This window comes from Candidatus Binatota bacterium (genome assembly GCA_012960245.1).
GTDB lineage: Bacteria > Desulfobacterota > Binatia > UBA1149 > UBA1149 > UBA1149.
The window spans coordinates 29,521-55,216 of sequence record DUBO01000023.1; the positions used below are offsets into that span (position 1 = coordinate 29,521).

Annotated in this window: 22 protein-coding genes; 8 read left to right on the forward strand and 14 right to left on the reverse strand. The window is 64.8% G+C overall.

The window, feature by feature from the left end; genetic code table 11:
• Window positions 1-22: 22 nt before the first annotated feature.
• The 5 genes from EYQ35_03505 to EYQ35_03525 form a co-directional block, all read right to left on the reverse strand.
• Window positions 23-457: a DUF1330 domain-containing protein gene (locus EYQ35_03505; protein ID HIF63206.1), complete on the reverse strand. Its 435-nt coding sequence runs from the start codon at window positions 455-457 to the stop codon at window positions 23-25.
• Between the two features lie 112 nt (window positions 458-569).
• Window positions 570-1,067 carry a hypothetical protein gene (locus EYQ35_03510; protein ID HIF63207.1) on the reverse strand — a complete coding sequence of 166 codons (498 nt, stop codon included), beginning with the start codon at window positions 1,065-1,067 and terminating at the stop codon, window positions 570-572.
• A gap of 4 nt (window positions 1,068-1,071) precedes the next feature.
• A complete protein-coding gene (locus tag EYQ35_03515) occupies window positions 1,072-2,301 on the reverse strand; it encodes a DUF3047 domain-containing protein (GenBank protein HIF63208.1) in 1,230 nt (409 codons plus the stop codon).
• A 24-nt stretch (window positions 2,302-2,325) separates the two neighbouring features.
• The gene (locus tag EYQ35_03520) at window positions 2,326-3,213 is read right to left on the reverse strand and encodes an SDR family oxidoreductase (GenBank protein HIF63209.1); all 888 of its coding nucleotides are present in this window, start codon (window positions 3,211-3,213) and stop codon (window positions 2,326-2,328) included.
• A gap of 122 nt (window positions 3,214-3,335) precedes the next feature.
• Complete coding sequence (locus EYQ35_03525) at window positions 3,336-3,992, reverse strand: HAD family phosphatase (GenBank protein HIF63210.1); 657 nt, start codon at window positions 3,990-3,992, stop codon at window positions 3,336-3,338.
• Window positions 3,993-4,088: 96 nt separating this feature from the next.
• On the opposite strand from EYQ35_03525, the gene EYQ35_03530 reads away from it, so the two are divergent.
• The 3 genes from EYQ35_03530 to EYQ35_03540 are packed head-to-tail and all read left to right on the forward strand — an operon-like array spanning window position 4,089 to window position 7,598.
• Entirely contained in the window at window positions 4,089-5,579 is a 1,491-nt protein-coding gene (locus EYQ35_03530) for an NAD(P)/FAD-dependent oxidoreductase (GenBank protein HIF63211.1), read from the forward strand.
• 16 nt (window positions 5,580-5,595) lie between these two features.
• Window positions 5,596-6,405, forward strand: coding sequence for a TIGR03084 family protein (locus EYQ35_03535; protein ID HIF63212.1), 810 nt, complete (start codon window positions 5,596-5,598; stop codon window positions 6,403-6,405).
• A 50-nt stretch (window positions 6,406-6,455) separates the two neighbouring features.
• Window positions 6,456-7,598, forward strand: a complete 1,143-nt coding sequence (locus tag EYQ35_03540; GenBank protein HIF63213.1) for an acyl-CoA dehydrogenase — start codon at window positions 6,456-6,458, stop codon at window positions 7,596-7,598.
• Window positions 7,599-7,630: 32 nt separating this feature from the next.
• Here EYQ35_03540 and EYQ35_03545 read toward each other — a convergent pair whose 3' ends face one another.
• A complete protein-coding gene (locus tag EYQ35_03545) occupies window positions 7,631-8,602 on the reverse strand; it encodes a nucleoid-structuring protein H-NS (GenBank protein HIF63214.1) in 972 nt (323 codons plus the stop codon).
• A 276-nt stretch (window positions 8,603-8,878) separates the two neighbouring features.
• On the opposite strand from EYQ35_03545, the gene EYQ35_03550 reads away from it, so the two are divergent.
• Window positions 8,879-10,957 carry a hypothetical protein gene (locus tag EYQ35_03550; GenBank protein ID HIF63215.1) on the forward strand — a complete coding sequence of 693 codons (2,079 nt, stop codon included), beginning with the start codon at window positions 8,879-8,881 and terminating at the stop codon, window positions 10,955-10,957.
• Window positions 10,958-10,983: 26 nt separating this feature from the next.
• On the opposite strand, the gene EYQ35_03555 is transcribed toward EYQ35_03550, so the two are convergent.
• The 5 genes from EYQ35_03555 to EYQ35_03575 form a co-directional block, all read right to left on the reverse strand.
• The gene (locus tag EYQ35_03555; GenBank protein HIF63216.1) at window positions 10,984-12,111 is read right to left on the reverse strand and encodes an S-(hydroxymethyl)glutathione dehydrogenase/class III alcohol dehydrogenase; all 1,128 of its coding nucleotides are present in this window, start codon (window positions 12,109-12,111) and stop codon (window positions 10,984-10,986) included.
• A 22-nt stretch (window positions 12,112-12,133) separates the two neighbouring features.
• On the reverse strand, window positions 12,134-13,834 hold the full coding sequence (locus EYQ35_03560; protein ID HIF63217.1) for an acyl-CoA dehydrogenase: 1,701 nt from the start codon (window positions 13,832-13,834) through the stop codon (window positions 12,134-12,136).
• A 54-nt stretch (window positions 13,835-13,888) separates the two neighbouring features.
• Window positions 13,889-14,986: a HupE/UreJ family protein gene (locus EYQ35_03565; protein HIF63218.1), complete on the reverse strand. Its 1,098-nt coding sequence runs from the start codon at window positions 14,984-14,986 to the stop codon at window positions 13,889-13,891.
• Window positions 14,983-16,002 (reverse strand): peptidyl-prolyl cis-trans isomerase, encoded by a 1,020-nt coding sequence (locus EYQ35_03570; GenBank protein HIF63219.1) that lies wholly within the window; start codon window positions 16,000-16,002, stop codon window positions 14,983-14,985. Before EYQ35_03570 ends, EYQ35_03565 begins: the two co-directional genes overlap by 4 nt.
• Window positions 16,003-16,084: 82 nt before the next feature.
• Entirely contained in the window at window positions 16,085-16,951 is an 867-nt protein-coding gene (locus tag EYQ35_03575) for an isocitrate lyase/PEP mutase family protein (GenBank protein ID HIF63220.1), read from the reverse strand.
• A gap of 78 nt (window positions 16,952-17,029) precedes the next feature.
• Between EYQ35_03575 and EYQ35_03580 the strand changes: the two genes are divergently transcribed.
• Entirely contained in the window at window positions 17,030-18,070 is a 1,041-nt protein-coding gene (locus EYQ35_03580; GenBank protein HIF63221.1) for a TIGR03617 family F420-dependent LLM class oxidoreductase, read from the forward strand.
• Window positions 18,071-18,086: 16 nt separating this feature from the next.
• Here the strand turns inward: EYQ35_03580 and EYQ35_03585 are convergent, their stop codons facing one another.
• The 3 genes from EYQ35_03585 to EYQ35_03595 form a co-directional block, all read right to left on the reverse strand.
• Window positions 18,087-19,238, reverse strand: coding sequence for a thiolase family protein (locus tag EYQ35_03585; GenBank protein HIF63222.1), 1,152 nt, complete (start codon window positions 19,236-19,238; stop codon window positions 18,087-18,089).
• A complete protein-coding gene (locus tag EYQ35_03590; GenBank protein HIF63223.1) occupies window positions 19,235-19,657 on the reverse strand; it encodes a Zn-ribbon domain-containing OB-fold protein in 423 nt (140 codons plus the stop codon). The genes EYQ35_03585 and EYQ35_03590 overlap by 4 nt, the downstream gene beginning before the upstream one ends.
• Before the next feature lie 140 nt (window positions 19,658-19,797).
• Complete coding sequence (locus EYQ35_03595; protein HIF63224.1) at window positions 19,798-20,322, reverse strand: DUF420 domain-containing protein; 525 nt, start codon at window positions 20,320-20,322, stop codon at window positions 19,798-19,800.
• 235 nt (window positions 20,323-20,557) lie between these two features.
• Here EYQ35_03595 and EYQ35_03600 point away from each other — a divergent pair, with 235 nt between their 5' ends.
• The 3 genes from EYQ35_03600 to aroE all read left to right on the forward strand — a co-directional run bounded on the left by EYQ35_03600 (window position 20,558) and on the right by aroE (window position 25,687).
• Window positions 20,558-21,919 (forward strand): glycine--tRNA ligase, encoded by a 1,362-nt coding sequence (locus EYQ35_03600; GenBank protein HIF63225.1) that lies wholly within the window; start codon window positions 20,558-20,560, stop codon window positions 21,917-21,919.
• A gap of 83 nt (window positions 21,920-22,002) precedes the next feature.
• A complete protein-coding gene (locus EYQ35_03605; GenBank protein ID HIF63226.1) occupies window positions 22,003-24,795 on the forward strand; it encodes a pyruvate, phosphate dikinase in 2,793 nt (930 codons plus the stop codon).
• A gap of 25 nt (window positions 24,796-24,820) precedes the next feature.
• The gene (gene aroE, locus EYQ35_03610) at window positions 24,821-25,687 is read left to right on the forward strand and encodes a shikimate dehydrogenase (GenBank protein ID HIF63227.1); all 867 of its coding nucleotides are present in this window, start codon (window positions 24,821-24,823) and stop codon (window positions 25,685-25,687) included.
• The last annotated feature ends 9 nt before the right edge of the window (window positions 25,688-25,696 follow it).

Below are 25,696 nucleotides of genomic sequence, written 5' to 3' on the forward strand. Positions count from 1 at the left end.
CGGCTTGGGTTGAGGGGGCGTTTCAGTCGTCGGCCTGGTCGTTGGCCCGATCTTCGACCAGCGAAAACCCGGTGGTCGAGGCAAACAGCCACTGGCTGTCGAGCCCCGCCGCCCTGTCGCCGGAGATGCCACTCTGCTCGGCTTTCATAGCCAGCTCTATGAAGCCGCCGCGCGATGGGTACTCCACCAGGGCCGCCGCGTCAAAACGTTCGCCGGTGTCGCCTATCACCACCTGGTCAACCTTACCCATCCACAAGAAGCGTCCGCCGCCCGATTCGACCAGGCGGCGCATGGACTCGGCGTAGCGCATGTATGCAGACTCGCCCGACTCACCGTCGATGGCCTTGTCGCCGTCGGCCTCGGCTTTGAACCTGAGCAGGTTGATCATGACCACGGGTGTGTCGCGGTTGTCGGCGAGTAGTTCGCCGAGCTGCTCGTCAGTGGGAACAATGGGCATCGTGAAATCTCTCCTCGGGCAGGGGCAAGGGCCCCGGACGCCGAAGCCTACACGGCCGCCGCCACGGCGACAAGGGGTGGCAAAAGTGAAAAGGGTACGTCTTCCCGTTCGGCTAACGGCCTTCGACGTAGACCGTGCCGCGGGGCAGCTCTGCGCCGTGGGCAACCCGCCAGGCCACCGGCAACTCGAGCGTGGCGGTGAGCAGCACGCCGACCGCCGCGAACGCCATCGCTACCTGTCCCGACAGCGCGTCGAGCGGCAGGCGGGTGACAAACAGCGCGATCATGGCCGCGCTGGCGACGAACCCGCCACAGCTCATCGCCATGAACTCGCGCTGGCCGTTGCGCACGCGGTCAAAGCCAAACATGAACACCGCCGTTACGCGGCGCGCCGGGTAGACCACTGCGCCCGCCGCACGCGCGCCCAGGTAGTGCCCCCACTCGTGGGCCACCACGGCGCACAGCCCGGCCATCACGCCCGCGGCGACCTGCATTGCCGTGCCCGCCGGGTCGGCGGAGGTGTGGCGGGTGGTCGGTTCTATGATCCACGCGCCCAGTGTCGCCAGCAGCAGGAGCAGGTCACGGACGGCGATCTTGAACGGAAAGTTCATGGCCCTACAGTATGACTAACTCGCTGTCGCCGTCCAGCTCGTCGCCACCCAACAGGCGGATGCCAGCGTAACTGCAGCGCCCCTCCCCCTTCTGAAACATCGAGTTTGCTATCAACCACACGCGCGTCACCCGCTCAGGCAGCTCGCCGCCGATGGCGCGGCGGTACTCCTCGGCCAGCACGCACTCCTCGCTCAGCCAGCGGCCCAGCCCCTCACCGCCCGAGCGCACAACAACGTGGGTCTCTCGATCTTTCCAGGCCGGCAGCGGGCAGTGGTAATGGGTGCCCACGGCCAGGCTCGCGCTCCAGTAAAACGTGATGTCGCGGCCGTTGTCGAACTCGACGGCTATACTCATATAGTCGTGCGTGGGCACCGAGTCCTCGGCGTATCGGCAGGGCAGGCTATCGACCTTCCAGCGCCAGGCCAGGCGGGTGCTGTCTGTGAGAGGCACAGAGGCGGCCTTCTGCAGTATGCCCACGTCGCCCTGGGTGTGGCAGTGGATGACCGGGCCCGAGGGCGGGGGTTCGTCTGCTGGCGCGGGATTCTCCGCAAGTCCGCTTGCATCCTCCTGCCGGTAGATCTCCCCCGGGCCGAGCTCCCACAGGTAGTGCCAGCCCTCGGGCACTGGCTGCTCGCTTTGCTGCCGGTCGAGTTCGCCAGCCAGCAATCCACCCACGTCGCCCTGCTCAGCGAGGCGACGCAATCCCTCGACGACCGCACAATCCCACTCGATGACGGCCACGCTCACCGAACCCGAGGCCGTGCGATAACGGCGCGGCTCTACACCAAGCCCGCCGTTGATATCCTTCCACCAACCCGGCCCGACGCCACCCAGGTACAGGCGGCCACCCTCGTCCGACAAAAACGTGCAGGTGTTGCGCTTGCCGCGGGCAATGCGACCGGCCGCGCCCACCCTGCGCCACAGGTGAAAGGCCGGTCCAACCCACAGCCCCAGCCCGCGCGACAGCCACACGCGTCCCGACGCCAGCGTGGTGACCTCGGCACCGGCTTCAAGATCGAGACCGGTGTCGAACCACGGCGGCTCGGTGGCGGGCAGGTCTACGAAGGTCACGCGCTTGACCACCCCCTGCCCGACGCGGTCGATGAGCATCTGCAGGCTGGTCTCCAACTCGGCGGCCGACAACCACTCGCGCGCTCCGGCACCCGACATCCGACGCCAGAGTTCGCGGGTCGCCAGCACTACGGCGGTGCCCAGCTGTCGGGCGATGCTCATTGGCTGTTGCTCACTGGCTGTTGCTCAGGCGGCGTCGGACAGCATCTGGCGCATGCGCCTGCGCGTGAGACCGGTCACCAGCCCCGGCAGCAGGCGATCTAACCACCACAGCACCTTCCATTGCCATGGCAGCACGATGATCTCACGGTTGACGGCCACCAGGTCGAGCGCTCGAGGAGCGAAATCGGCAGGCTCCATGCCACCTAGTTTTGCCTTGGCTTCTTCGCTCAGCATGCCGCTTTCGCCACCGAGCATGCGGCCGTACCTGCCGCCTTCGAGTATGGGCGTGCGTATAAAGCCAGGGCAGAACGCCCCCACGCGCACGCCGTGTTCGGCGGCCTCCACGCGCAACGCGCGCGTGATGCCCACCACCGCGTGCTTGGCGGCCGCGTAGGACACCAGGCCCGGACAGGCCGTGAGCCCGGCTATCGATGCCGTGTTGACTATATGGCCAAAGCCCTGCTCCACCATGCGCGGGTAGGCTGCCTGTATGCCGTGCACCACGCCCATCAAGTTGACGTCTATCATGTAGCGCCAGTCTTCGGTCGAGTGCTCCAGGGCCGGGCCGCCGATACCAATGCCGGCGTTGTTGAACAGGTAGTCCACCCGCCCGTGGCTGGCCGCCGTGTCGGCCAGCAAGCGGTCAAAGGCCTCGGCATCGCGAACGTCGAGTTCCACCGATTCGGCTGTGTCGTCGCCGGTTGAAGCGCCGGCCGCGGCGTTGATCGAGGCTGCCACCGCCGCTGCCTCTTCTACCTGCCGGTCGGCCAGCACCACGGTAGCCCCGCGACGCGCCAGCTCACGGGCCAACGCCTCGCCTATGCCCGAGGCGGCTCCGGTCACGACCGCCACCGCACCGTCAAATATCCTCAGCCCCTCGGTCGCTCTTCCGCTATCTGCTTCTTGTCCCATGACCGGCGGTATATGCCGGAAACATGGCTTTTCCTACCCGCTTTCCATCCACCGACCCCCGGCCACCGCGTCGGCCACCTGCTAGCGCAACACCTTCAAGGCCTCGACGCCTTTGCCCAGGGTCACCGGCTTCCGGCGGCCAGCTCGGCGGCCAGCACTTGCCTGAGCTCGGCCAGCGCAGGCTCGGGATCGGTTTCCACCAGTATGGCGTGCATACCCATGCGGCGGGCGGCGTCAATGTTGCCGGCAAAATCGTCGAGAAACACAGCGCGGGTGGGATCGACACCGCCCAGCTCGGCCAGTGCGTACTCAAACATGGCAGGGTCGGGCTTGCGGACCCCCAGCAGGCAGGAGTCGGCCACGGCGTCGAAGAGCTCGTCTACAGGAAGCAGGCTCTTCCAGGCGTCGCCGAACTCACGAATGTTGTTGGTAACAAGGGCCGTGTGCAGCCCGGCGGCGCGTACTTCGCGCACGCAGTCAATGACCACCTGCCTGCCACCGTTGTCGCTGGCCAGGCTGGCGAGCACCGCGAACAGGTCGACCTCCAGTCCGTGCGTGCGGCCGAGCTCGGAAATCTGGCCGCGCACGGTTTCGAGTTCGGTCTCGCCCCGCTCCAGGCAATGCCAGGGGTGGTCGGTGTCCTCGTGGTAAGGCCCGAAAACGATTTCCATGAGCAGGCCGGGCGCGGCGCCCATGTCGGCGCCTGCCTTCTCGGCCGCCTCGAAGGGCGAGGGCGTAAACACCCCGCCGAGATCAAACAACACCGCCTCAAAACCCATCCGCCCTTCTACCACCCAACCCCGGAAAGGGGAAAACGGAACCTTCTCGCCCCTTTGACAAGGCGCGCGCGGGACAGCACAACTAACGGTCGCGTCATGGTCAGCAACAACAACACCGGCGGCGGACAAGCGCGCAACGTGGCCATCATCGGGTCGGGTTTTTCGGGCCTGTGCCTGGGCATCAAGCTCAAGCGCGCGGGCATCGACGACTTCACCATCTTTGAGAAGTCCGACCGCCTGGGCGGCACCTGGCGCGACAACACCTACCCCGGCGCCTGCTGCGACGTGCCCTCGGTGTCCTACTCGTTTTCGTTCGAGCAGAAGCTCGACTGGACCCGCCTGTACGCCGGGCACGGCGAGATACTGTCCTACATGGAGCACTGCGCCGACAAGTACGGCCTGCGCAAGCACATACAACTGGATACCGAGATCGCCGACGCGCGCTGGGACGAAGACAGCAGCGCGTGGCAGCTCACCGACACCAATGGCGAGCAGTACTCGGCCGCCGCGCTGGTGTGCGGCACCGGCCAGCTCAACCGCCCCACGACGCCCGACCTGAAGGGCCTGGGCGATTTTGCAGGCGACACCTTCCACTCGGCCCGCTGGCAACACGACTGCGAGTTGGAGGGCCGCGACGTGGTGGTGGTAGGCAACGCCGCGAGCGCCATACAGTTCATTCCCCGCATAGCACGCCAGGCGCGCAACGTGACCGTGCTGCAACGCACGCCAAACTGGATGATCCCGCGCAACGACCGCGAGTACACCAAGGCCGAGCTGCAGCGCTTTCGTCGCTACCCCTGGCTTGCCAGGATCATGCGCTGGTTTACCTGGGCCATGCTCGAAGCGCGCTTTCCTATGTTTTTGCGCAATCGCCTGTTCTCAGCCCACGTGGAGCGGCAGGCCCGCCGGCACATGGAAGATAACGTCAACGGCGCCGAGCTCAGGGACGTGCTCGTGCCCGACTACCCCATAGGCGCCAAGCGCCTGCTGGTGTCGGACGACTACTACCAGTCGCTCAACCGCGACAACGTACACCTGGTGACAGACGTTATAGACCGCGTGGAAAAAGACGCCGTGGTGACCGCCGACGGCAAGCGCCACCCGGCCGACGTGCTGGTGATGGCCACCGGCTTTAAGTCCACCGGTTTTTTTGCCCCGATGAACATAGTCGGCCGCGGCGAGGAGTCGCTCAACGAGCGCTGGGCCGAAACCCCCTGCGCCTACCTGGGCATGACCGTGCCTGGCTTCCCTAACTTTTTTACAATGTACGGCCCCAACACCAACCTCGGTCACAACTCGATAATCTTCATGATCGAGTGCCAGGCTGGCTACATTGCCTCGTTGATCGACCGCCTGTTCAGCCACGGACTGGCCAGCCTCGAACTCAAAGGGGGCGTGCTCGAAGCCTGGGACCGGCGCGTGCAGCAGGACCTTGAAAACACCGTCTGGGCAGACGTCGACCGCAGCTGGTACAAGAACGCGGCCGGCCGCGTGACCAACAACTGGTCGGGCACCACCACGCGCTACTGGTGGCTCACGCGCCGCAGCGACTTCGACCTCTACGACCAGGTGGCGCGCGGGTCATGAACGGGAGATAACTGCGATGCAGCAAGCACTTGATTTCAGAGAGGAGAGCGACGTCCTGCACGAGCTGCTGGCCGCCATGGACGACTCGGCGCTCGCGCGCACGACGCTGTACAAGGACTGGACGGTGAACGACGTGGTGGGCCACCTGCACTTCTGGAACCACGCAGCCGACCTCGCGCTGGCCGACGAAGACGCCTTCGCCGAGCTGATAGATGAGTCGATTCCGGGCATCGTTGAGCTGGGTCACCCCGTGTTCACACACCGCTGGCTCAAGGGCTGCGAGGGCTCGGAACTGGTCGCGCTCTGGCATGGTTTCTACGGCGAGATGAGCGAGCGCTTCGCCGCCGCCGATCCCCGCAAGCGCGTCAAGTGGGCCGGCCCCGACATGAGCGTGCGCAGCTCGATCACCGCCCGGCAGATGGAGACCTGGGCGCACGGCCAGGAAGTGTGGGACATGGCGGGAGCAGAGTTCCTGGGCAAGGCCTGCCCCAACAGCGACCGCGCTAAGAACATCGTCGTGCTGGGTGTAAAGACACTGGGCTGGGCCTTCATGAACCGTGGCCTCGAGGTGCCCGACCCCGCACCCTACGTGCGCCTGGCGTCGCCTTCGGGTGAAACCTGGGAGTTCAACGATCCCGCTACCCCAGACCACGTGGAGGGCGACGCGGTCGATTTCTGCCGCGTCGTGACGCAGACGCGCAACGTGGCCGACACTTCGTTGGTGGTGACCGGCGACACAGCCACGCACTGGATGCAGATAGTGCAGTGCTTCGCCGGCCCGCCCGAGGACCCGCCCGCCACCGGCACACGCCACGCCGCCGCCTAGAGAACCGCCTGGGTATCACCGCGAAAAACAACTGCCGAGGAGCAACAACAGTGATCAAGCGAACCGTATACCAAGCCGAACACGAGCAGTTTCGTGACAGCGTGCGCAGGTTCCTGGCCGCCGAGGTCGTGCCCTGTCACGAGCAGTGGGAGTCCGACGGACAGGTCGACCGCGCCCTGTGGAACAAGGCCGGCGAGCAGGGGCTGCTCTGCCCCACGGTGCCCGAAGAGTATGGCGGTGTAGACGCCGACTTTCGCTACAACGCCATCATCGACGAGGAGATAGCCACCCTGCAGCTGTCCGGGCTGGGCTGGGCGGTGCACTCCGACATAGCCGTGCCCTACATGCTCCACTACTGCTCCGAGGAACTGAAGCAGAAGTTCCTGCCGGGTTGCGTAACGGGCGAAATCGTCACCGCCATCTCCATGACCGAGCCCGGGGCGGGCAGCGATCTGCAGGGCATTACCACCACGGCCGTCAAGGACGGCGACGACTACGTCATCAACGGCTCGAAAACCTTCGTTACCAACGGACAGCACGCCGATCTCGTGATCGTGGTCGCAAAGACCGACCCCGAGGCGGGTGCCGCCGGCACCAGCCTCGTGCTTGTCGAGGCCGATCGCCCCGGTTTCGAGCGCGGCAGCAATCTCAAAAAGATAGGCATGAAGGCGCAGGACACATCCGAGTTGTTCTTCAACGACCTGCGCGTACCGCGCTCCAACCTCATGGGCAACGAGGGCGAAGGCTTCGTCTACCTCATGCAGGAGCTGCCCCAGGAACGACTCTCCGTGGCCATCTCCGGCATAACCGCCTCCGAGGCGGTGCTGGGTTACACGGTGGACTACGTCAAGGAACGCCAGGCCTTCGGCCGCCCGCTGGCCGCCTTCCAGAACACCCAGTTCAAGCTCGCCGAGCTCGACACCGAGATCACATCGGCGCGCGTGTTCGTAGACCGCTGCCTCGAGCTGCACGTGGACGGCCAGCTAGACGTGCCCACCGCCGCCAAGGCCAAGTTGCTGGTGAGCGAACTGCAGGGTCGCGTGGTCGACGAGTGCGTGCAGCTGCACGGCGGCTACGGTTACATGAGCGAGTACCCGGTGGCCCGCGCCTACGTGGACGCGCGCATACAGCGCATCTTCGCGGGCAGCAGCGAGGTCATGAAGATCATCATCAGCCGCGCGCTCATGGGCTGAACAGCTGGTAGCGGCACCCAGCGCCCCCGTACTCAGTCCAGCGCCGAGTCGCCTTCTCCGCTCTGCTCGAGAAAGAAGTCGTAGCACAGGTCGCGCGCTCCGTTGTCGCCGCGCACGCGCATGGCTTCGCGCGGGTGCTGGTTGAGGTGGCCGCTTATGCCGTAGATGTCGTTGAAGCCCCACTCTATCTCTTCCCGCAGCGGCACCAGTTGTTCCTGTATGGCACGGTACACCGGGCGCACGTCAAACTTGGGGTTCTTCAGGAAGTTGAGCAGCAGCTCAAGGTTGCAGTTGCCCGCCCCGCGGCCGATGCCGTTGATGGTGGCGTCGAGCAGGTTGACGCCCTCGATGATGGCCTGCTGGGTATTCGAAAACGCTAGTTGCTGGTTGTTGTGGGCGTGGAATCCCAGCGGCTTGTCTGGCGCGTGCTCGCGGTACAAGGCCAGGTAGGCGCTCACCTGCTCGGAGTAAAACGCCCCGTAGCTGTCAACGAGGTACAGGTAATCGACCTCGGGCGACTCGTTCACCTGCCCCAGCGCCTCGATGAGGTCTCTCTCTATGGCGGCCGAGCAGGCCATTATGTTTATCGTCGTGCCGTAGCCGAGATCCTTTGTGCGCCGAACGAGATCGATGCCCTTGTCGATATCGGCCACGTAGCAGGCAGTGCGTATCATGTCGACGGGCGACTGGTCAGCCGGCACCAGCGCGTCGAGGTCAACGCGGCCCACGTCGAACATGACCGCCACCTCGGGCCGATGTTCACTATCGCAGGAATCGACCACGCGGCGGATGTCATCGTCATCGCAGAAGTTCCACTTGCCCCATTTATCTCGCGTGTACTCATCGCTGACGGCGAGCTTCTTGCCCAGCTCCACGATGTCTACGCCCGCTTCGCAGCTGGCCCGGTAGCAGCCCTTGACGAAATCGTCGGTGAACTGGTACTGGTTTATCAAACCGCCGTCGCGGATGGTGCAGTCGAGGACCTTTATCTCTTCGCGGTACATATGCTCCTGTTTCCCTTGGCTTCCCCTGCCGGGACGCCTGAACGCGGCAGTATGACGGCGGCGGATAGTTGTGCAAAGCCGGCCTGCCTGCGCACGCCTCCTCCCCCCCGATCGGGTAAAAATCGGACGGAACGGGCACAATAGGCATCCTTTCCATTGATTACCCCCCCAACTGTGTAGTAGTCAGTAGCCATGAGCTGGCTGCCCCAGGTGATGTGTACCGTTATTGACCGAGCCGCGGGCTTGTCTCGAGCGGCGCTTAGCGGCTTCGCCGCCATGTCGTTTCTCGGCCTGCTGCTTGCCGGGCTTCTTGCGCCCTCGTTGACGCTTGCCGATGCTTTTGACGACTGCCGCAGCGACAAACTCAAAACCGCAGGAAGCTACTACCGGCAACTGTCGCGTTGCTACGCCGCGCATGCGCGCAAGCCCTCGGCTGCCTCGCTGAGCTCGTGCAGCGATCGCGCATTGCTGCGGCTCAACGACCGCTTTGCCAAGGCCGAACTCACGGCCTCGCTCGCCGGCGCCGCCTGCCCCGCCACGGCCACCGACTTCCGCCTGGAGGGAGAAGAAGAGTGGCTGCAGTCGAACGTAAACGCGCAACTGCTGGCCGTCAATGACCTTCCCTCCGCCTGCGTACGCAACAAGATCAAGCTGCTGTTCAATCTCACCAAGCGGCGACAAGGCTGCCTGCTGCGAGAACTGGCCAAACCGGGGACCGGGCGCTTGTCGAGATGCCAGCTGCGCAGTCGCACGCGATTCAGCCAACGCTGGGCACAGGCCAACCGCAATGGGCTCTGCGAATCGGCGACCCCTTCTGCGACCGAGAAACACATAGACGAAAACCTGGCCGCGCAACTGGCACTGTTCGAAACAGTATGCGGCGACACCACGGTGACAGCCTTCGAGCAATGCGACGACGGCGGTACGGCGGCCGGTGACGGCTGCGACAGCGAGTGTCGCGAAGAGGAGTGCGCCACTGTTTCGGGCGAACTGCGTTGCATCTACTGCCCCGGTGGAACCCCGCCCGCGCCTGACTACCTGGGCTGCGCCTGCGCGGCCGGTTTTGCGCCGGACCTCGGTGGCGACTGCGTCGACATAGACGAGTGCGCGCTGGGAACCGACGACTGCGACCCCGGCACCTGCGCGAACTCACCGGGCGACTACTCCTGCGCGGTGGCCTGCACGCAGGCCGCGCTCGAAGCCGCCATTGCCGACTGCGGTGGCGCTTCGGGGCGTATTACCTTTGACTGCAGCGACACGGTTATCCTGCTCGACGACGCCGACGGCTGGGCGGCGCGGCAACTGTTCTGCGATGACGTAATAATAGACGGGCTCGACCGCAATATTACCTTTGAACTCGACCCGCCCTGCTTCGAGGGCTTCCCGCCCGGCAGCTGCGCTCCGGAGGACCTCAATAACGACGGGACCTGCGACTGCCCCGAGTACGAAAACGGTACCGGCTTCGTGGTGCTGGAGGGCAACAACAACACGGTACGCAACCTGTCGCTGCGTTATTTCTCAGAAGGCATCCATGCCGCGGGCGCCAACAACACGGTCGAGAACGTGAACTTCGCCCGCCACTGCGACGACGCGCTCACCAACCAGGAAAGCGCCGTCGGCACGGTGTTCAGCAATATCGAGATCCTCGACGGCTGTGACAAGTGCGCGCAGGTGGCCGGCGACATAGCACTGACCTCGACCGACCCCGACTCGCGCGATTACTGGAACGCGACCCTCGACGACGTGCGCTTCGTAGGCTGCGAAAAGCCCCTGCGCGCGGCCCAGGGTGGACGCTTCCTGGTGGACAACTGCCAGATGGTGGGCCCGGGCAGCGCCAGGTTTCACTGCGCCGGTCCATTACTGAGCACCGGCGTGGGCGATCAACAGGTCGTACACATCGTGGACACGCTGATCGACAACTGCACGCGCGGATTGAGAGTGGGCGGTGAAGTCGAGTTGGTAGTTCGCGACAGCGTGATCCGCAATTCGCGCTTCTTCGGCCTGCGCGCTTCCAGGGACTCGGTCGTCAGCATGCAGGGCAACCAGGTTGTCGACAACGGCGGCCGCAGGAGCACGTCCGAGCCGGGCACCGGTGGCGTGGTGGTTCTCGATGACGCCGAACTCGACCTCGGTGGTGGCGCACTCACGATAGACGGCCAGTTGGTCTCCAGCACCGGCGGCAACACCGTGTGCCGCAACAAGGCGCCGCCCCGGATAGCGCGCAACGTGGACGCGAGCCTGCTCAACGACCCCTCCCAGGTGGTCAAGGCTGAGAACAACACCTGGTGCAGCGACTCTCCCGCGTCGCGCGTGCTGGGCAACGTAGACCTCGACCCGGTGGCCCCTACCCCCTGACGGCGTAGGAACCGCGACTCGTCCGCTCAGTCGAAGGTTACCACGCTGCGTATCGACTCGCCTGCGTGCATCAGTTCGAAGGCGCGGTTGATATCGGCCAGCGGCATGGTGTGGGTAATAAGATCGTCGATGTTGATGCGGCCCTCCATGTACCAATCAACGATGCCCGGCACGTCGCTGCGCCCCCTGGCCCCGCCGAAGGCGGTGCCCTTCCACACCCGGCCGGTCACCAACTGAAACGGTCGCGTGCTTATCTCCTGGCCAGCGCCGGCCACGCCTATGATCACGCTCACACCCCAACCCTTGTGACAGCACTCCAACGCCTGGCGCATGGTGTTCACGTTGCCTATGCACTCAAAGCTGTAGTCGGCGCCGCCACCGGTGAGCTCGACCAGCTCTTCGACCAGGTCGCCGCCGGTTTCGTGCGCTTCGATTTCGTGCGGATTAACGAAGTCGGTCATGCCGAACTTCTCGGCCAGGGTGCGGCGGGCCGGATTCAGGTCCACGCCAACTATGCGCGAGGCACCGGCCAGGCGCGCGCCCTGCACCACGTTCAACCCTATGCCGCCCAGGCCGAACACCACCACCGTGGCGCCCTCCTCCACTCGCGCGGTGTTCATAACGGCACCCAGGCCGGTGGTGACACCGCAGCCTATGTAGCAGACCTTGTCGAAAGGCGCGTCGGCACGAATTTTTGCCAGCGCGATTTCCGGCAGCACCGTGTACTGCGCGAAGGTCGACGTGCCCATGTAGTGGTACACCGGCTCGCCGTCAACCGAGAAACGGCTGCTGCCGTCGGGCATCACTCCACGGCCCTGGGTCGTGCGTATGGCCTGGCAGAGGTTCGTCTTGCCGCTCAGGCAGTACTCGCACTGCCGGCACTCGGGCGTGTAGAGCGGGATGACGTGGTCACCAACCGCGAGGCTCGTAACGCCCTCGCCCGTTTCGACAACCACGCCGGCTCCCTCGTGACCGAGTATGGCCGGGAACAGGCCCTCGGGGTCTTCACCCGAAAGCGTGAACGCGTCGGTGTGGCAGACACCGCTGGCCTTTATCTCGACCAACACCTCGCCCGCGCGCGGGCCTTCGAGGTCGACGGTTTCAATGGCCAGGGGCTCGCCGGCCCGGCGCGCCACCGCGGCTGTTACTTTCACGGCTTGCCCGTTGCCGTCACGTTCACGGCCTCATTTCGTAGGCACCCGCCAACGCCACGACCTGGTCGGTGTACAGGCCATCAAAGCGCGCGGCGTCGGCCACCGGTTTGCGCAGCAGCTTGAGACAGTACTTCATCTGCTCGTCGCTGGCAGCCGGGTTGTTGTAAAGATCGATGGCGTAACGCGACATGTCGCGCAGTAGAACGTCGAAGATCTGTTCGACCAGCGCATCGGGTATCGAGTAGATGGGCGCGTTTTCGAGTACCAGCTGGGCGTAGACCACCACCGTGAACAACTCTCCCACCGCGAGCAGAAAATCCACGTTGCGACTCTGTTCTTTTGTTGGTGCCGCCTTGAGGCACAGCTCCTTGATGGTTTCTATCTGCTCGATGAACAGCGCCACGTTGGGCAATTTAGAGTGGCGCTCGAACACCGGCATGGGGTCATGAAACTGTATGCCCGCCAGCCCGCGCGTGGCGCCCTGCTGGAAGAGAAAGTCGTCGTTGCTGTCATCGTCTCGGCGGCCGATCTCGGGAAACTCGGCCGGGTTGAACAGGTAGTTAGCCATGAACTTGACGACCAGCGCCATGTTGACGTGCACCGTGCCCTCGAGCTTGGGCAGCGCGCGTATGTCGCGGGCCGCGGTCTCAAAGTAGGTGTCGTTCTCGAACCCGCGCGCGGCGATCACATCCCACAGGTGGTTGATGACGTCCTCGCCCTGGGTGGTCACCTTCATCTTGACGATGGGGCTGAAGAGCAGGTAGCGTCGATCGTCGGGGCCGGCGGCGCGCATGTAGTCGGCCGCCCGCAGGCCCACCAGTTTCATGGCCACCAGCCTGGCGTAGGCGTCCATCATCAGCCGCCTTACCTGCGGAAACTCGGTCACTCGCTGGCCGTAGAGTACGCGGTTGTGCGCATGGGTGACGGCCTCGTAGAACGCGTGCGTCGAAATGCCGATCGACGCCCAGCCGAGGTTGAACTTTCCCACGTTGACCGTGTTCAGGGCGGCGTCCCAGGCGTCATGCCCACGAGACAGTATGTCGCTCTCGTTGATAGGGTAATCATTGAGCTCGTAACTCGACACGTATGACTGCACGTTGACGACGTTCTTCTTGAGCTTGTAAGCCGGGTGCTGCGAGTCGGCGGCAAAGAACACAAAGTCGTTGTTGTCGGCCATGCGGCCGAAGGTGGAGACCATGCGCGCAACGTTGCCATTGCCGATGTAGTACTTACTGCCGTTGGCGCGGTAGTCGCCGCCGCCCAGTTGCTCCAGGCTCATGGAACTCGAGTAAAGGTCGGCGCCGTGGGCCTGCTCAGACAAACCGAAGGCGAACAGCTCACCCTGCTCGAGTTGCGCGGCCGCTTTCTGCCGGGCGCCTTGGTTTTCGCTCATCCAGATCGGCCCCAGGCCCAGCACCGACACCTGCCAGGCGTACCAGTAGTGCAGGCCGTAGAAGCCCAGGATCTCGGAGAAGCCACAGTTACGCCAGGTGTCCCAGCGACAGTCGTCGGCACCCTCGCCCGCGGGCGTGCACAGGGTAGCGAACACGCGGTTGTCACGCAGAAAGTCGAGGTAGTCCTGGTACCAGCGGCGCTCGTGATCGTCGTTTTTGAGCTGCCTCTTGCCCTTGGACTCGAAGAACTCGATGGTCGAGTCCATGATTTCGCGGCCGCGGCTGTCTGGATAGAAACGGTCGTTGTTGTTCGGGTCGAGCAGTAGCATGTTGTCTTTTCTCCCCGGGTGTCCCCGCTGTCATCGGGTGTCCCCACGTTTTTTCTATAACAGACCACCCGCTACGCGAATTCCAAGTGCAACCGAGCTGCGCTGCAGCAACCAGTACACCGACAGGCAGCCCAGCGAGTAGACCGGGGCCTGCACGACCATCCGCGACGCCCATGGCGGCAGGCCAGCCAGTAGGCGAGACGTCGCACCGCTAGTTATACGCCGAGCGGCCAGCACCGCGAGCACGAACGCAAGCTGCCCGGCCTCTATTCCGAGGTTGAACGAGAGCAGCGCCGTCACTACTTCGTTGCCGGGCAGGCCCACTTCGGCCAGCGCGCCGGCGAAGCCCAGGCCGTGCAGCAGACCGAAGGCGGCCGCCACCAGCCACGGCCTGCGGTGCATGAGTGTCGCGTGTTCTTGCTGCGGCCGGGTGAGCTCGACAGCGAGCACCAGGATGCTCGCGGCTATGGCAGGCTCTATCCACGCTGACGATGTCGGCAGAAGGCCGACGACGGCGAGGCTGAGCGTGATGCTGTGGCCGAGCGTAAACGCGGTGACAGTCTTCACGAGCATGGGCAGGCCGGTAACGAGCAGGAGCAGGCCGAAAACAAACAGCAGGTGGTCCAGCCCGCCGGCGATGTGACGCGCGCCCAGCGCGAAGTAGCCGCGCGCCACCGAGCCGCGCGTGCCGGCCAGCGGTACGGTCCACGCTGGCGACTCGGCGCGCAGCACCGCCTGCAGGCTGCGACCGTCGGCCAGTTGAAGGCGCAGCAGCACGTCCTTGCCTGAGCCGGGCAGGCCGGTCACCGCGATGGTTGCGCCGGCCAGCACGCTTGTGCCGGTGTCCACCGCCCGGTCGGTGGACGCCGCAGCGCAGCGTTCAGTCCATTCGACGATCACTCGCGCGTCGCTTCGCGTTTCTTTCACCTCGCCCACGGGCTGGCATCGGGCCGGCATGGCCGGGCTCAGTTCGCTGCCACGAAGCCTAATCACCGACGTGGTCCAACGCGCGTGCACGAGCCCAGGGTCGGTCGCGTCTTCGCTGAGCTCGAAGAGCACCGGCGAGAATGCGTGCGCGTGGGCCGCCCGGGGTGCAGCCAGCGGCAGCAGCGCGAGCAAGGTAGTCAGTAGTAAAGCAGTGAAGTTGCTCATCTCGGCGCTTCCACGACGATGGTCCAGGCCCCGCGCAGCTCGGTCAGCTGTTCGCTGTAGTGCAGGTCGCGCTCGTGGTTGGCCAGCGCCGCAGTGAGCCTGCTCCTCACCGAGTCGAGCGCTGGCAGCCTGGCCGGCCGGCGGTTGCCAACGCGCAGCAGGTGCCAGCCGTAGGCCGACTCGACGGGGCCCTGCCAGTTGCCGCGCGGCTGATCGTTGAGCGGTTGGTCGTCTGCCGGCAGCGACATAACCGCATCGGCGAAAGCCGGGCCGAAGCTGCGCGCCAATGTCCCCCGCGATACGTTGCTGAAACGATTGCCGGGCATAAAAGGATCACCGGCCGGCAGAGTTATGGCGTCGGCTGCTGCGACACCACCGGTATGCGCATCCGCCGACGCCGCGGCCAGCGCTCGCTCCGCGCGTTGGCGCGCAGCACTGGCACCACCCTCACCGTCGGAGGAGAAAAAGAGGTGCCGCAGGTCCACGCGTGCGGGCTGCTGATACTCCCGGGCGTGACCACGCATCCAGGCAAGCAAACGCTCGTCGCTGGGGTTTTCCAAGGACAGGCCAGCACGCAGAAGCAGCCGCATCTTCTGCACCAGCAGGCGGCGGAGCACGAGGTCATCGCGATCGAGCTCGAGCTCGAGAGCCTGCCGGTACAGCCGCTCGCGCGTGTGCTCGTCGGCCGTTGCCTGCTCGCCAGCGAGGAAGCGCATTTTTTCGGCAAGGCGAAAGCGCACGCCGCTGTCGTTGCGATCAAGCCCCCGCGCCAACGCCTCGCGGTAGAGTATCTCGTTCGTTACGGCGTGCTCGACCAGCGCCTGCCGCTCGGCGCTACCGGGCTCGCGGCCAAGCGCACGACGGTACTGGCCTATCAGCGCCTCGACCCGGACCGCGGTCAAGGTCGCCGTGCCGCCCCGCAACCCCGGCTTCGCGGCGCCACCCAGGGTCACCCACACATCGACGGCGAACAGCAGCAGCCCGCCCACCACAAAAATCACAACCTGCCGTCTCAAGGGAGATACGTTCCCATGACGTTAAAAATACCAGGGCAGGATACCGGGCTCATCGAGCGCCGGCCCGCCGGGCGCCTGCAAGTCAGGCCTTTTCTCCTTTTCTGAACCTGCGGTCGGTTTCGTAGCATTCCTGCAGGCCCACCAGGGAGGTAAACTCATCAAAGCTCACCATGCTGTCGTCCAGGCCTTCGCTCGTGCCTTGTTCGCGAAGGTGTTGAAACGCGCGCGCCATGGCGGCCGTGGCCGAGAACAGGGCAGTGAGCACGTAACCCACCGACACGAAGCCCAACTCGTGGACTTGCTCGAGCGACAGGCGCGGCGTCTTGCCGCCGTCTATCATGTTGAGGGTCAGGGGCGCGTCGATTTCGGCCACTATCCGCTTCATGTCTTCGACGGTTTCGGGAGCCTCCACGAACACCAGGTCGGCGCCAGCGCGCGCGTATGCATTGCCGCGCCGTATGGCCTCGTCGAGGCCCAGCGGCGCGATGGCATCGGTGCGACCAACTATCATCAGGCGATTGTCGCCGATGGCCTCGCGAGCCGCCGCGATCTTAGCGGCGTGCTCCTCGAGCGAAACGACCTGCTTGTCGACCATGTGACCGCAGCGCTTGGGCCAGACCTGGTCTTCGAGAATGACACCGGCCGCACCCATGGCCACGAGTTCGCGAACCATGCGTTGCACGTTGAGCACCCCGCCGTGACCGGTGTCGCCGTCAACGATGACCGGCAGATCGACGGCCGCGATCACGCGCCGGGCGGCATCGAGCACCTCGGTCTGCGTCATCATGCCGAAGTCCGGCAAGCCCAGGGTCGCACCGGCCACCGCGTAACCGCTGAGAAACACAGAGTCGAAACCGGCGCGCTCAGCCAGCAAGGCGCTCAAAGGATCCCACACGCCGACCGACATGAATACTTTTTTCTGCTGCAACAGCGGATGAATTTCAGCCATGCCGGTAGGTTGTACTGCCGGCACCGTTATCGCCACCCCCTTCCGTGACGACGCGAAAAGGTGTAGCCTGCCGCCACCGTGAAAATCGAAACAGGTATTCCACTGAACGACTGGCGCGCCGTTGCGGCGGCCGCGCAACGCGCCGAGCAACTCGGTTTTGACGGCGTGTTGAGCTTTGAGATAGCCAACGACCCCTTCATGCCGCTGGCCCTCGCCGCCCTGGCCACCGAGCGCGTGAGCCTGGGCACAGCCATCGCGGTGGCATTTCCGCGCAGCCCCATGGTGGTGGCCAACACAGCCTGGGACCTCAACCTGCAGTCGGGCGGGCGCTTCACGCTGGGCCTGGGCACCCAGGTCAAGGGCCACAACGAGCGCCGCTTCAGCGTACCGTGGTCGGCGCCGTTGCCGCGCATGCGCGAGTACGTGCAAGCGTTGCGCGCGATCTGGCGCTGCTGGGAGGACGGTGAGAAGCTCGACTTCACGGGCGAGCACTACAACTTTACCTTGATGACGCCCGAGTTCTCACCGCCACCTTCGGGTCTGCCGCCCGTGCCGGTCACCATAGCCGCGGTGCGACCGGCGATGCTCAAGATGGCCGGGCAGATCTGCGATGGTGTGCGCCTGCACGGGTTTGCCACTCGCCGCTACCTCGACCAGGTGGCCATGCCGGCGCTGGCAGAAGGAATGAAGAAAGGCGGCCGCGCGCGCAACGAGTTCGAAATATGGGGCGGCGGTTTTATCTCCACCGGGCCCGACGAAGAAAGCGTGGCCAAGCAGCGCGAGTGGGTGCGCTACCGCATTGGTTTTTACGGGTCCACGCGCAGCTACCTGCCGGTGCTCGAGGCCCACGGCTGGGAAGAGCTTGGCGCGAAACTGAACGGCATGGCGCGTGCCGGACAGTGGAAAGAAATGCCCGCCGAGATACCCGACGAGGTGCTCGACGAGTTCACGGTGTCGGCCACCTGGAAAGACCTCGCGCCGGCCGTCGAGCAACGCTTCGGCGGCGTATCCGACAGCATCACACTGGAAGCCCCCGCAGCCGACGCCGGCCTGGACGGCGAGTTCGGCGAACTGCTCACGGATCTCAAGCGTATACCCTCGCCCTTCGCCCCCACCTGAAGGGGCAAGCCCCCCTTCAGGAAGAAGTGAGGATGGTGACGCAGCTCACGCCGGGGAATCCGTACACGTGGGTGAAGCCCGTGCGGGGACTGCCGGGCACCTGGTGAGCGCCGGCGCGCCCCCGTAGCTGCAGGCAGACCTCGTGCACCTGCCGCAAGCCCGAGGCGCCGATGGGCTCGCCGTTGGCCAGCAATCCGCCGTCGGTGTTTATCGGCATGCGCCCCTCGATGGCGGTCTCGCCGTCGCGAACGAGCGCTTCCTGTTCGCCGTCGGCGCAGAATCCGCACTCGGCCATGTGCATGATCTCGTGGCCGGCCTCGGTGTCCTGCAATTGCATGACGTCGATGTCTTCGGGACCCACGCCCGCGGCTTCAAAAGCCTCGCGCGAGGCTTCCACCGACGGCCCTGGCACCCAGCGCACGGGCGTAGACGGGGTCAGCGTCTCGAACGACCCGTAACGGCGAGTGCGGAACACGTCGGCGCGCAGCTGCACGGGGCTGGTCGTGTAGCGCGCCGCGATATCGGCGCGGCAAAGCACTACCGCTACCGCGCCCTCGCTGGGCGAGCAGAAGTGATACTTGCGCAGCGGATCGCAGACCATCGGCGATCCGGCGATCTCTTCTTCACTTATCTCCTTGCGCCGCCATGCCCGCTCATTCAGCGAGCCGTTGCGAAAAGCCTTGGCCGACACGCGATTGAGACAGTCCTCGCTGATGCCGTGGTCGTGCATGTAGCGCATTGTCTTCATGGCGAAGTACTGCGGGTTGAGCGCCAGGCCGGTCTCGCCGTACCACTGCCCCAGCCCGATGCTCTCCAGCGTGTCGCCCACAGAGAACGCGCCGCGCGGGTGCTTGTCCATACCCACGGCTATGGCCACGTCGGCCTGCCCGGCAGTGATCGCGTTGGCGGCGGTCAACAACAGGTTGCCGCCGGTGGCGCAGCCGTTGTAAAGCGTGGTAAACGGTATGCCCGTCAGCCCCATATGCTTGATCATGGTGTCGGGCTGCAACACTTCGAGGCTGCCCGCGCAGGCAAACTGTATGTCGTTCCAGCCAAGGCCGGCGTCCGAAAGCGCGTCGTTGGCAGCGGCCACGCCCATTTCGATGGGGCCCACGCCCTCGTGTCGACCGAAGGGGTAAAGCCCGCTACCCAGTATCGAGACGTTCATGCTTCTACCGGCCGAAAAGCAAAAGTAACGACCTCTTCGCCCTCGTCGTTTTGAAAAAACGTTTCGATCACCAGCTCCATCTCCATGCCTATACGCAAGCGCGAGGGATCGTTTTCGGTAAGGCGCGCTTCCACGCGCACCCCATCCTCCAGCTCGATATACCCAACACCGAAGGGCACGAACTCGCGCGCGTTGCCCGTCCATGGGTGAGGCGGCGGAAAGTGCTGCACCGTCCAGGTCCACAGCGTGCCGCTACGCCCGAGTTCGACTTCTTCGCAGGCCTGCGAAGGACAGGCCGGACAACCGCGCTGCACCGGAAAAGTTGTCTCGCCGCAGTCCGGGCAACGACTCCCGAGAAGGGCGGGATGCTCAGACGGCCAGGTGAACAAACCCTCGGCCACAGGTCTCTGTGTGCTCATTGTGTCTTCCACTGCGGGCTCTCCCCTGGCCGGGGCGGGTCCGCAACGGACTAACCCCACCACAAGGCTTAGCCGCCCTCCCGCCTCAAGACAATGCCCGCAGCAGGCACACCGCGGCCCGTCTGGCCCAAACAACGGTCTCAGTACAACATGAAGTAAATCGTCACGCCGGTGGCCGATACGTAGAGCCACAGTGGCAAGGTGACGCGGGCTATGCGGCGGTGCGCTTGCAGCTGGTCGGTCCAACCACGGTAGAGGGTGAGCAGGGCCAGCGGCATTATGACCGCGGCCAGCACTACGTGACTGGCGAGCAGCGACAGGTACAGCGCCTTGAACTCGCCCTCGTAGTGGCGCGGCCCGGCCTTGTACCAGTGGTAGACGACGTAGCTGACGAGAAACGCGGCAGAACTGGCAAAGGCCGCCAGCATCGCACGGCGATGGGCAAGGCGACGGCCGGTCTTTATCATGGCCAGGCCCGTGAGCAGCAGCAGCCCGCTCAAGGCGTTGAGGGTGGCGTTTACCGTCGGCAATCCCGACACGTCCAGCCCACCGGCCACGCCCTCGGGGCGGGGGCCGAGGATGAGAAACGCCACCGCGGCGCACACCACCGCAGACGTTATGTAGATTATGCGCCGCCAGAAGGCGTCTCGTTCATCGGTCATCATGCTGTGCCCCGTCCACCGGCCGACCACTGTAGCCCGGGACCGCCGCCGACCTGAGCTGCGCAAACCCGCGTTTTCAGTGCCCTTCGGCTTGAAGAGTCGCACGGCGTCGGATACTTGTCGTCGGTTATTCGAGCGTTACCGGCCTTTTTCATCGGCACACCGGGAGCAGGAATACACCACAAAGGGCATGGCAGGCAACGACACCAACAAGGACGACGCCACCACGAGTGTCTCGATGGAAACCATCGTCAACCTCAGCAAGAGGCGTGGTTTCGTATTCCAGAGCTCTGAGATCTATGGCGGCCTGAACAGTTGCTGGGACTACGGGCCGCTGGGCGCCGAGCTCAAGCGCAACGTCAAGGAGGCCTGGTGGCGCGACACCGTCACCACGCGCCCCGACGTGGCTGGCCTGGACTGCTCCATCCTGATGCACCCGCGGGTGTGGGAGGCATCGGGCCACCTCGACAATTTCACCGACCCGATGGTGGACTGCAAGCTGTGCAAGGGGCGTTTTCGCGCCGACCAGCTCGAGCACGCCAGCTGCCCTAAAAAGCCGAGCAAGCGCCCGGGCGAGTGCGAAGGCGAACTCACCGAGCCGCGCAACTTCAACCTCATGTTCAAGACGCACATGGGCCCGGTCGAAGACTCGGCGGCGGCCGTCTACCTGCGGCCGGAAACCGCGCAAGGCATATTCGTCAACTTCGTCAACGTGGTGAACTCCGCGCGCATGAAGCCGCCCTTCGGCATAGCGCAGCAGGGCAAGAGTTTTCGCAACGAGATCACGCCGGGCAACTTCCTGTTTCGTACCCGCGAGTTCGAGCAGATGGAGTTGGAGTTTTTCGTACCGCCGGGCAGCGACGACGCCTGGTACGAGTACTGGCAGGCCCGCCGCATGGCCTGGTACACCGACTACGGCATAAACCCCGAACGCCTGCGCCTGCGCTGTCACGCCGACGACGAGCTGGCCCACTACGCCAAGGGCTGCGCCGACGTGGAGTACGAGTTCCCGATCGGCTGGCAGGAGCTCGAGGGCATAGCCAATCGCACCGACTTTGATCTCAAGGCCCACATGGAAGCGTCGGGCAAGGACCTCAGCTTTTTCGACCCACAGTCAAAAGAGCGCTTCGTTCCCTACGTAATCGAGCCGTCGGCCGGCGCCGACCGCTCCACGCTGGCCTTCCTCGTAGACGCCTACCACGAGGATCCCCCGGAAGAGGGCCGCCCCGCGGACGACCGCCGCGTGGTGCTCAAGTTTCACCCGTCGCTGGCGCCGGTCAAGCTCGCCGTCTTCCCCCTCATGCGCAAGGAAGGCCACCCCGAAAAGGCCATGAAGATCGTCGAAGAACTCAGGGGACACTTCGCGGTGCAGTACGACCAGGCCGGCTCCATCGGCCGCCGCTACCGGCGCCAGGACGAAATCGGTACGCCACTGGGAGTGACCGTGGATCACCAGACAATGGAAGACGACACCGTCACCCTGCGCGATCGCGACACGATGGAGCAACAGAGAGTCTCTATCAGCGCGCTGCAGGGTATAGTGCGCGATAAAATTGCGCCGCCGGTATCGACCGGACCATTGAGCCCCGAGGAAAACTGACGGCGCGGAACACTCGTCGGGATAACAACACCGCGCTGCCGGTAACGCGGCACGACAACTACACCAACCAGCAGGCAGGACAGATGGCCACCACGAAAAAGACCAACAGCAAAAAGAAGACCGCCACCAGGAAAAAGGCAGCCGGGAAAAAAGCCGCGCGCAAGCCGAAGTTCGTCTACACCTTTGGCGACGGTAGAGCCGAGGGCGACTCGTCCATGCGCAACCTGCTCGGAGGCAAGGGGGCCAACCTGGCCGAGATGGCGGGGCTGGGGCTTCCCGTGCCTCCCGGTTGCACGATATCCACCGAGGTCTGCGCGCTTTACGACACGAAGAAAGACAGCTACCCCGCCGGGCTCAAGGAACAGCTGAAGGCCGGGCTCGCCACCATCGAAAAAACCATGGGCAAACGCCTGGGCGACAAGGCCAACCCACTGCTGGTGTCGGTGAGGTCGGGTGCGCGCGCGTCGATGCCCGGCATGATGGACACCGTGCTCAACCTCGGGCTCAACGACGAGACCGTCGTGGGACTGGCCGCGGCCAGTGGCAACGAGCGCTTCGCCTGGGACAGCTACCGGCGCTTCATACAGATGTACGGCGACGTGGTGATGGACCTCAAGCCCACGTCGGCAAAAGAATCCGATCCTTTCGAAGCCATCATCGAGGCCAAGAAGATCAAGCACGGCCTCGAGCTGGACACCGAACTCACAACGCTGCACCTGCAGCAGCTGGTGCGCGAGTTCAAGGCCCTGATCAAGAGGCGGCTCAAGCGCGAGTTTCCGACCGACCCCATGCAGCAGCTGTGGGGAGCCATCGGCGCGGTGTTTCGCAGCTGGGACAACGAGCGCGCGCACGTGTACCGCAAGCTTAACAACATACCCTTCGACTGGGGCACGGCGGTAAACGTGCAGGCCATGGTCTTTGGCAACCTGGGCAGCAGCTCGGCCACCGGCGTGGCCTTCACGCGCAGCCCGGCCACCGGCGAGAAAATTTTTTACGGCGAGTTCCTCGTCAACGCCCAGGGCGAAGACGTCGTAGCCGGCATACGCACGCCCCAGCAGATCACGCTGGAGGGTTCGCGCAACTGGGCCGAGGAAAACCAAAAGGACGAGTCCGACCGCGAGCGCCTCTACCCTTCGCTCGAAGAAGTGATGCCGCGTTGCTACAAGCAGCTGCGCAAGGTGGCAAGCTCGCTCGAGCGACACTACCGCGACATGCAGGACCTCGAGTTCACCATCGAGCGCGACCGACTGTGGATGCTGCAGACCCGCGGCGGCAAGCGCACGGCTGCGGCCGCGGTGAAGATCGCGGTCGACATGGCACGCGAGCGCCTCATCAATCGCGTCACAGCCGTACTGCGCGTTGACCCCGACCAGGTTGACCAGCTATTGCACCCCACCATCGACCAGTCGGCCAACAAGGACCTGCTGGCGCGCGGGCTGGGCGCTTCGCCAGGCGCGGCGTCGGGCGCGGTCGTGTTCTCGGCAGAGGACGCCGTGAGTGCCGCCGAAGACGGGCATAAAGTTCTCCTGGTACGGGTGGCCACTTCACCCGAAGACATACAGGGAATGGTCGCCGCCCAGGGCATCCTGACGGCTACCGGCGGGCGCACCTCGCACGCGGCCGTAGTGGCCCGCGGCATGGGTACCTGCTGCGTAGTGGGCTGCGATAAGCTCAAGATCGACTACGCGCGCGATCGCATGACCGTGGACGGGCGCAGCATCAAGCGCGGCGACTGGGTAACAATCGATGGCTCGTCGGGTGAGATCTACCTGGGCGAAGTGCCAACCGTAGAAGCCGTGATGACCGATGAGTTCGATGTGCTCATGGGCTGGGCCGACAAGCTGAGGACGCTCGACGTGCGCACCAACGCCGACACCCCCGCCGACTCCAAGGTGGCCCGACGCTTCGGTGCGCAAGGCATCGGCCTGTGCCGCACCGAGCACATGTTCTTCGAAGACGACCGCATACTGGCCATACGCGAGATGATACTGGCCGAGGATCTTGCCGGTCGCGAAAAAGCGCTGGCAAAGTTGCTGCCCCACCAGAGAAGAGATTTCCTGGGCATCTTCAAAGCCATGAACGGCTTACCCGTTACCGTGCGCCTGCTCGATCCGCCGCTGCACGAGTTCCTGCCGCACAGCGACGCGGAGTACGCCCAGCAGTCCAAGGCAACGGGGGTGCCGCAAGCGAAGCTGCGCGAGCTCGGCGACGCGCTGCACGAATTCAACCCCATGCTCGGCCACCGTGGCTGTCGCCTGGCGATCACCTACCCCGAAATCTACGTCATGCAGACCCGCGCCGTCATCGAAGCCGCGCTGCAAGCAGCGGGCAAGGGTATAAAAGTGCTGCCCGAGATAATGATCCCATTGGTGGGCGCGACCCCCGAGCTGGCAATACTGCGCGAGCTGGTCGAGCAGACCGCTGAAGAGGTGTTCGCGAAGAAGAAAAAACGGCTGAAATACAGCATCGGCACCATGATAGAAGTGCCGCGCGCCGCGCTCACCGCCGATGACATAGCGGCCCACGCCGACTTCTTCTCCTTTGGCACCAACGATCTCACGCAGATGGGCTTCGGCCTTTCGCGCGATGATTCGGGCCGCTTCCTGCCCGCTTACGTGGAGGCGGGCGTGCTCAACGATGACCCCTTTGCCACGCTCGACACGGTGGGTATAGGCAAGCTCATGGAGATCGCGGTGGAGAAGGGCCGCTCGGTGAAGAAGACGCTCAAGCTCGGCATATGCGGCGAGCACGGCGGCGACCCGAGGTCGATCATGTTCTGCCACACCCTGGGACTGGACTACGTATCCTGTTCGCCGTACCGGGTGCCCGTTGCACGGCTGGCGGCCGCGCACGCGGCCCTGGCCGAGCGAGACTGACCAGCCGAAAGCGAGGAGCACGAGCATGGCAAAAAAACCGGCAGCCGTTGAAGGCACGACAAAGATCGTGGGCATTTTTGGTGACCCGGTTGACCACAGCCTGAGCCCGCGCATGCACAACGCGGCTTTCGCAGAGCTGGAGCTGGACTACGTGTACGTTCCCCTGCGCGCCAATCGCCGCAATCTCAAGGAAGCCGTGCGCTCCATGCGCGCGCTGGGAATCGTGGGCGCCAACGTAACCGTGCCCTTCAAGCAGGACGCGCTCAAGCTCGCGCAACGCCTCACGCCCACGGCCAAGGCCATAGGCGCGGTGAACACGCTGTACTTCGACGACAAGCGATTGGTGGGCGACAACACCGACGGCGTGGGCTTTGTCGACGCGCTGGCGGCACACGGCCTGCGGGCGCGCAAAAAGCGAGTGCTCATCATAGGCGCGGGGGGCTCTGCTCGCGCGGTGCTGCACGGGCTGCTCGAGGCCGGGGCGGCCGACGTGGTGGTGGCCAACCGCACCCTCTCGCGTGCGGCACGGCTGGCGCACGACCTGTCGCGGCGTGACTCCCAGGTGAGAGCGGCCAGGCTCGACCTGCTCGACGACTTTGATTTTCTCGAAACGCGGCAGCTGGTCGTCAACTGCACCCCGGTGGGGCTCAAGGGCGAGAACTTCCTCGACTACGACGTGGATTCGACCCCCAAAGACTGCCTGCACTTTGACCTCGCCTACGCGGAGAAGCCTACGCCTTTTCTCGCCATGGCCGCCGGCCGCAAACGCCCCACCGTGGACGGACGCTACATGCTGTTGTTCCAGGGCGCGGCGGCGTTCAAGCGCTTCACCGGGCGACGAGCGCCCCTGGCAGTGATGGCCAAGGCGCTGGGCATCAAGCTACCCGGCTGAGCGGGCGGA

Coding starts and splice junctions, on each gene's coding strand:
- EYQ35_03530 (HIF63211.1), top strand. CDS start 4,089: ATGGTCAGCAACAACAACACCGGCGGCGGACAAGCGCGCAACGTGGCC.
- EYQ35_03560 (HIF63217.1), bottom strand. CDS start 13,834: ATGCTACTGCTCGACCCGAACAACAACGACCGTTTCTATCCAGACAGC.
- aroE (HIF63227.1), top strand. CDS start 24,821: ATGGCAAAAAAACCGGCAGCCGTTGAAGGCACGACAAAGATCGTGGGC.
- EYQ35_03575 (HIF63220.1), bottom strand. CDS start 16,951: ATGGCTGAAATTCATCCGCTGTTGCAGCAGAAAAAAGTATTCATGTCG.
- EYQ35_03525 (HIF63210.1), bottom strand. CDS start 3,992: ATGGGTTTTGAGGCGGTGTTGTTTGATCTCGGCGGGGTGTTTACGCCC.
- EYQ35_03595 (HIF63224.1), bottom strand. CDS start 20,322: ATGATGACCGATGAACGAGACGCCTTCTGGCGGCGCATAATCTACATA.
- EYQ35_03590 (HIF63223.1), bottom strand. CDS start 19,657: ATGAGCACACAGAGACCTGTGGCCGAGGGTTTGTTCACCTGGCCGTCT.
- EYQ35_03585 (HIF63222.1), bottom strand. CDS start 19,238: ATGAACGTCTCGATACTGGGTAGCGGGCTTTACCCCTTCGGTCGACAC.
- EYQ35_03600 (HIF63225.1), top strand. CDS start 20,558: ATGGAAACCATCGTCAACCTCAGCAAGAGGCGTGGTTTCGTATTCCAG.
- EYQ35_03535 (HIF63212.1), top strand. CDS start 5,596: ATGCAGCAAGCACTTGATTTCAGAGAGGAGAGCGACGTCCTGCACGAG.
- EYQ35_03515 (HIF63208.1), bottom strand. CDS start 2,301: ATGAGCATCGCCCGACAGCTGGGCACCGCCGTAGTGCTGGCGACCCGC.
- EYQ35_03545 (HIF63214.1), bottom strand. CDS start 8,602: ATGTACCGCGAAGAGATAAAGGTCCTCGACTGCACCATCCGCGACGGC.
- EYQ35_03510 (HIF63207.1), bottom strand. CDS start 1,067: ATGAACTTTCCGTTCAAGATCGCCGTCCGTGACCTGCTCCTGCTGCTG.
- EYQ35_03550 (HIF63215.1), top strand. CDS start 8,879: ATGTCGTTTCTCGGCCTGCTGCTTGCCGGGCTTCTTGCGCCCTCGTTG.
- EYQ35_03505 (HIF63206.1), bottom strand. CDS start 457: ATGCCCATTGTTCCCACTGACGAGCAGCTCGGCGAACTACTCGCCGAC.
- EYQ35_03565 (HIF63218.1), bottom strand. CDS start 14,986: ATGAGCAACTTCACTGCTTTACTACTGACTACCTTGCTCGCGCTGCTG.
- EYQ35_03520 (HIF63209.1), bottom strand. CDS start 3,213: ATGGGACAAGAAGCAGATAGCGGAAGAGCGACCGAGGGGCTGAGGATA.
- EYQ35_03605 (HIF63226.1), top strand. CDS start 22,003: ATGGCCACCACGAAAAAGACCAACAGCAAAAAGAAGACCGCCACCAGG.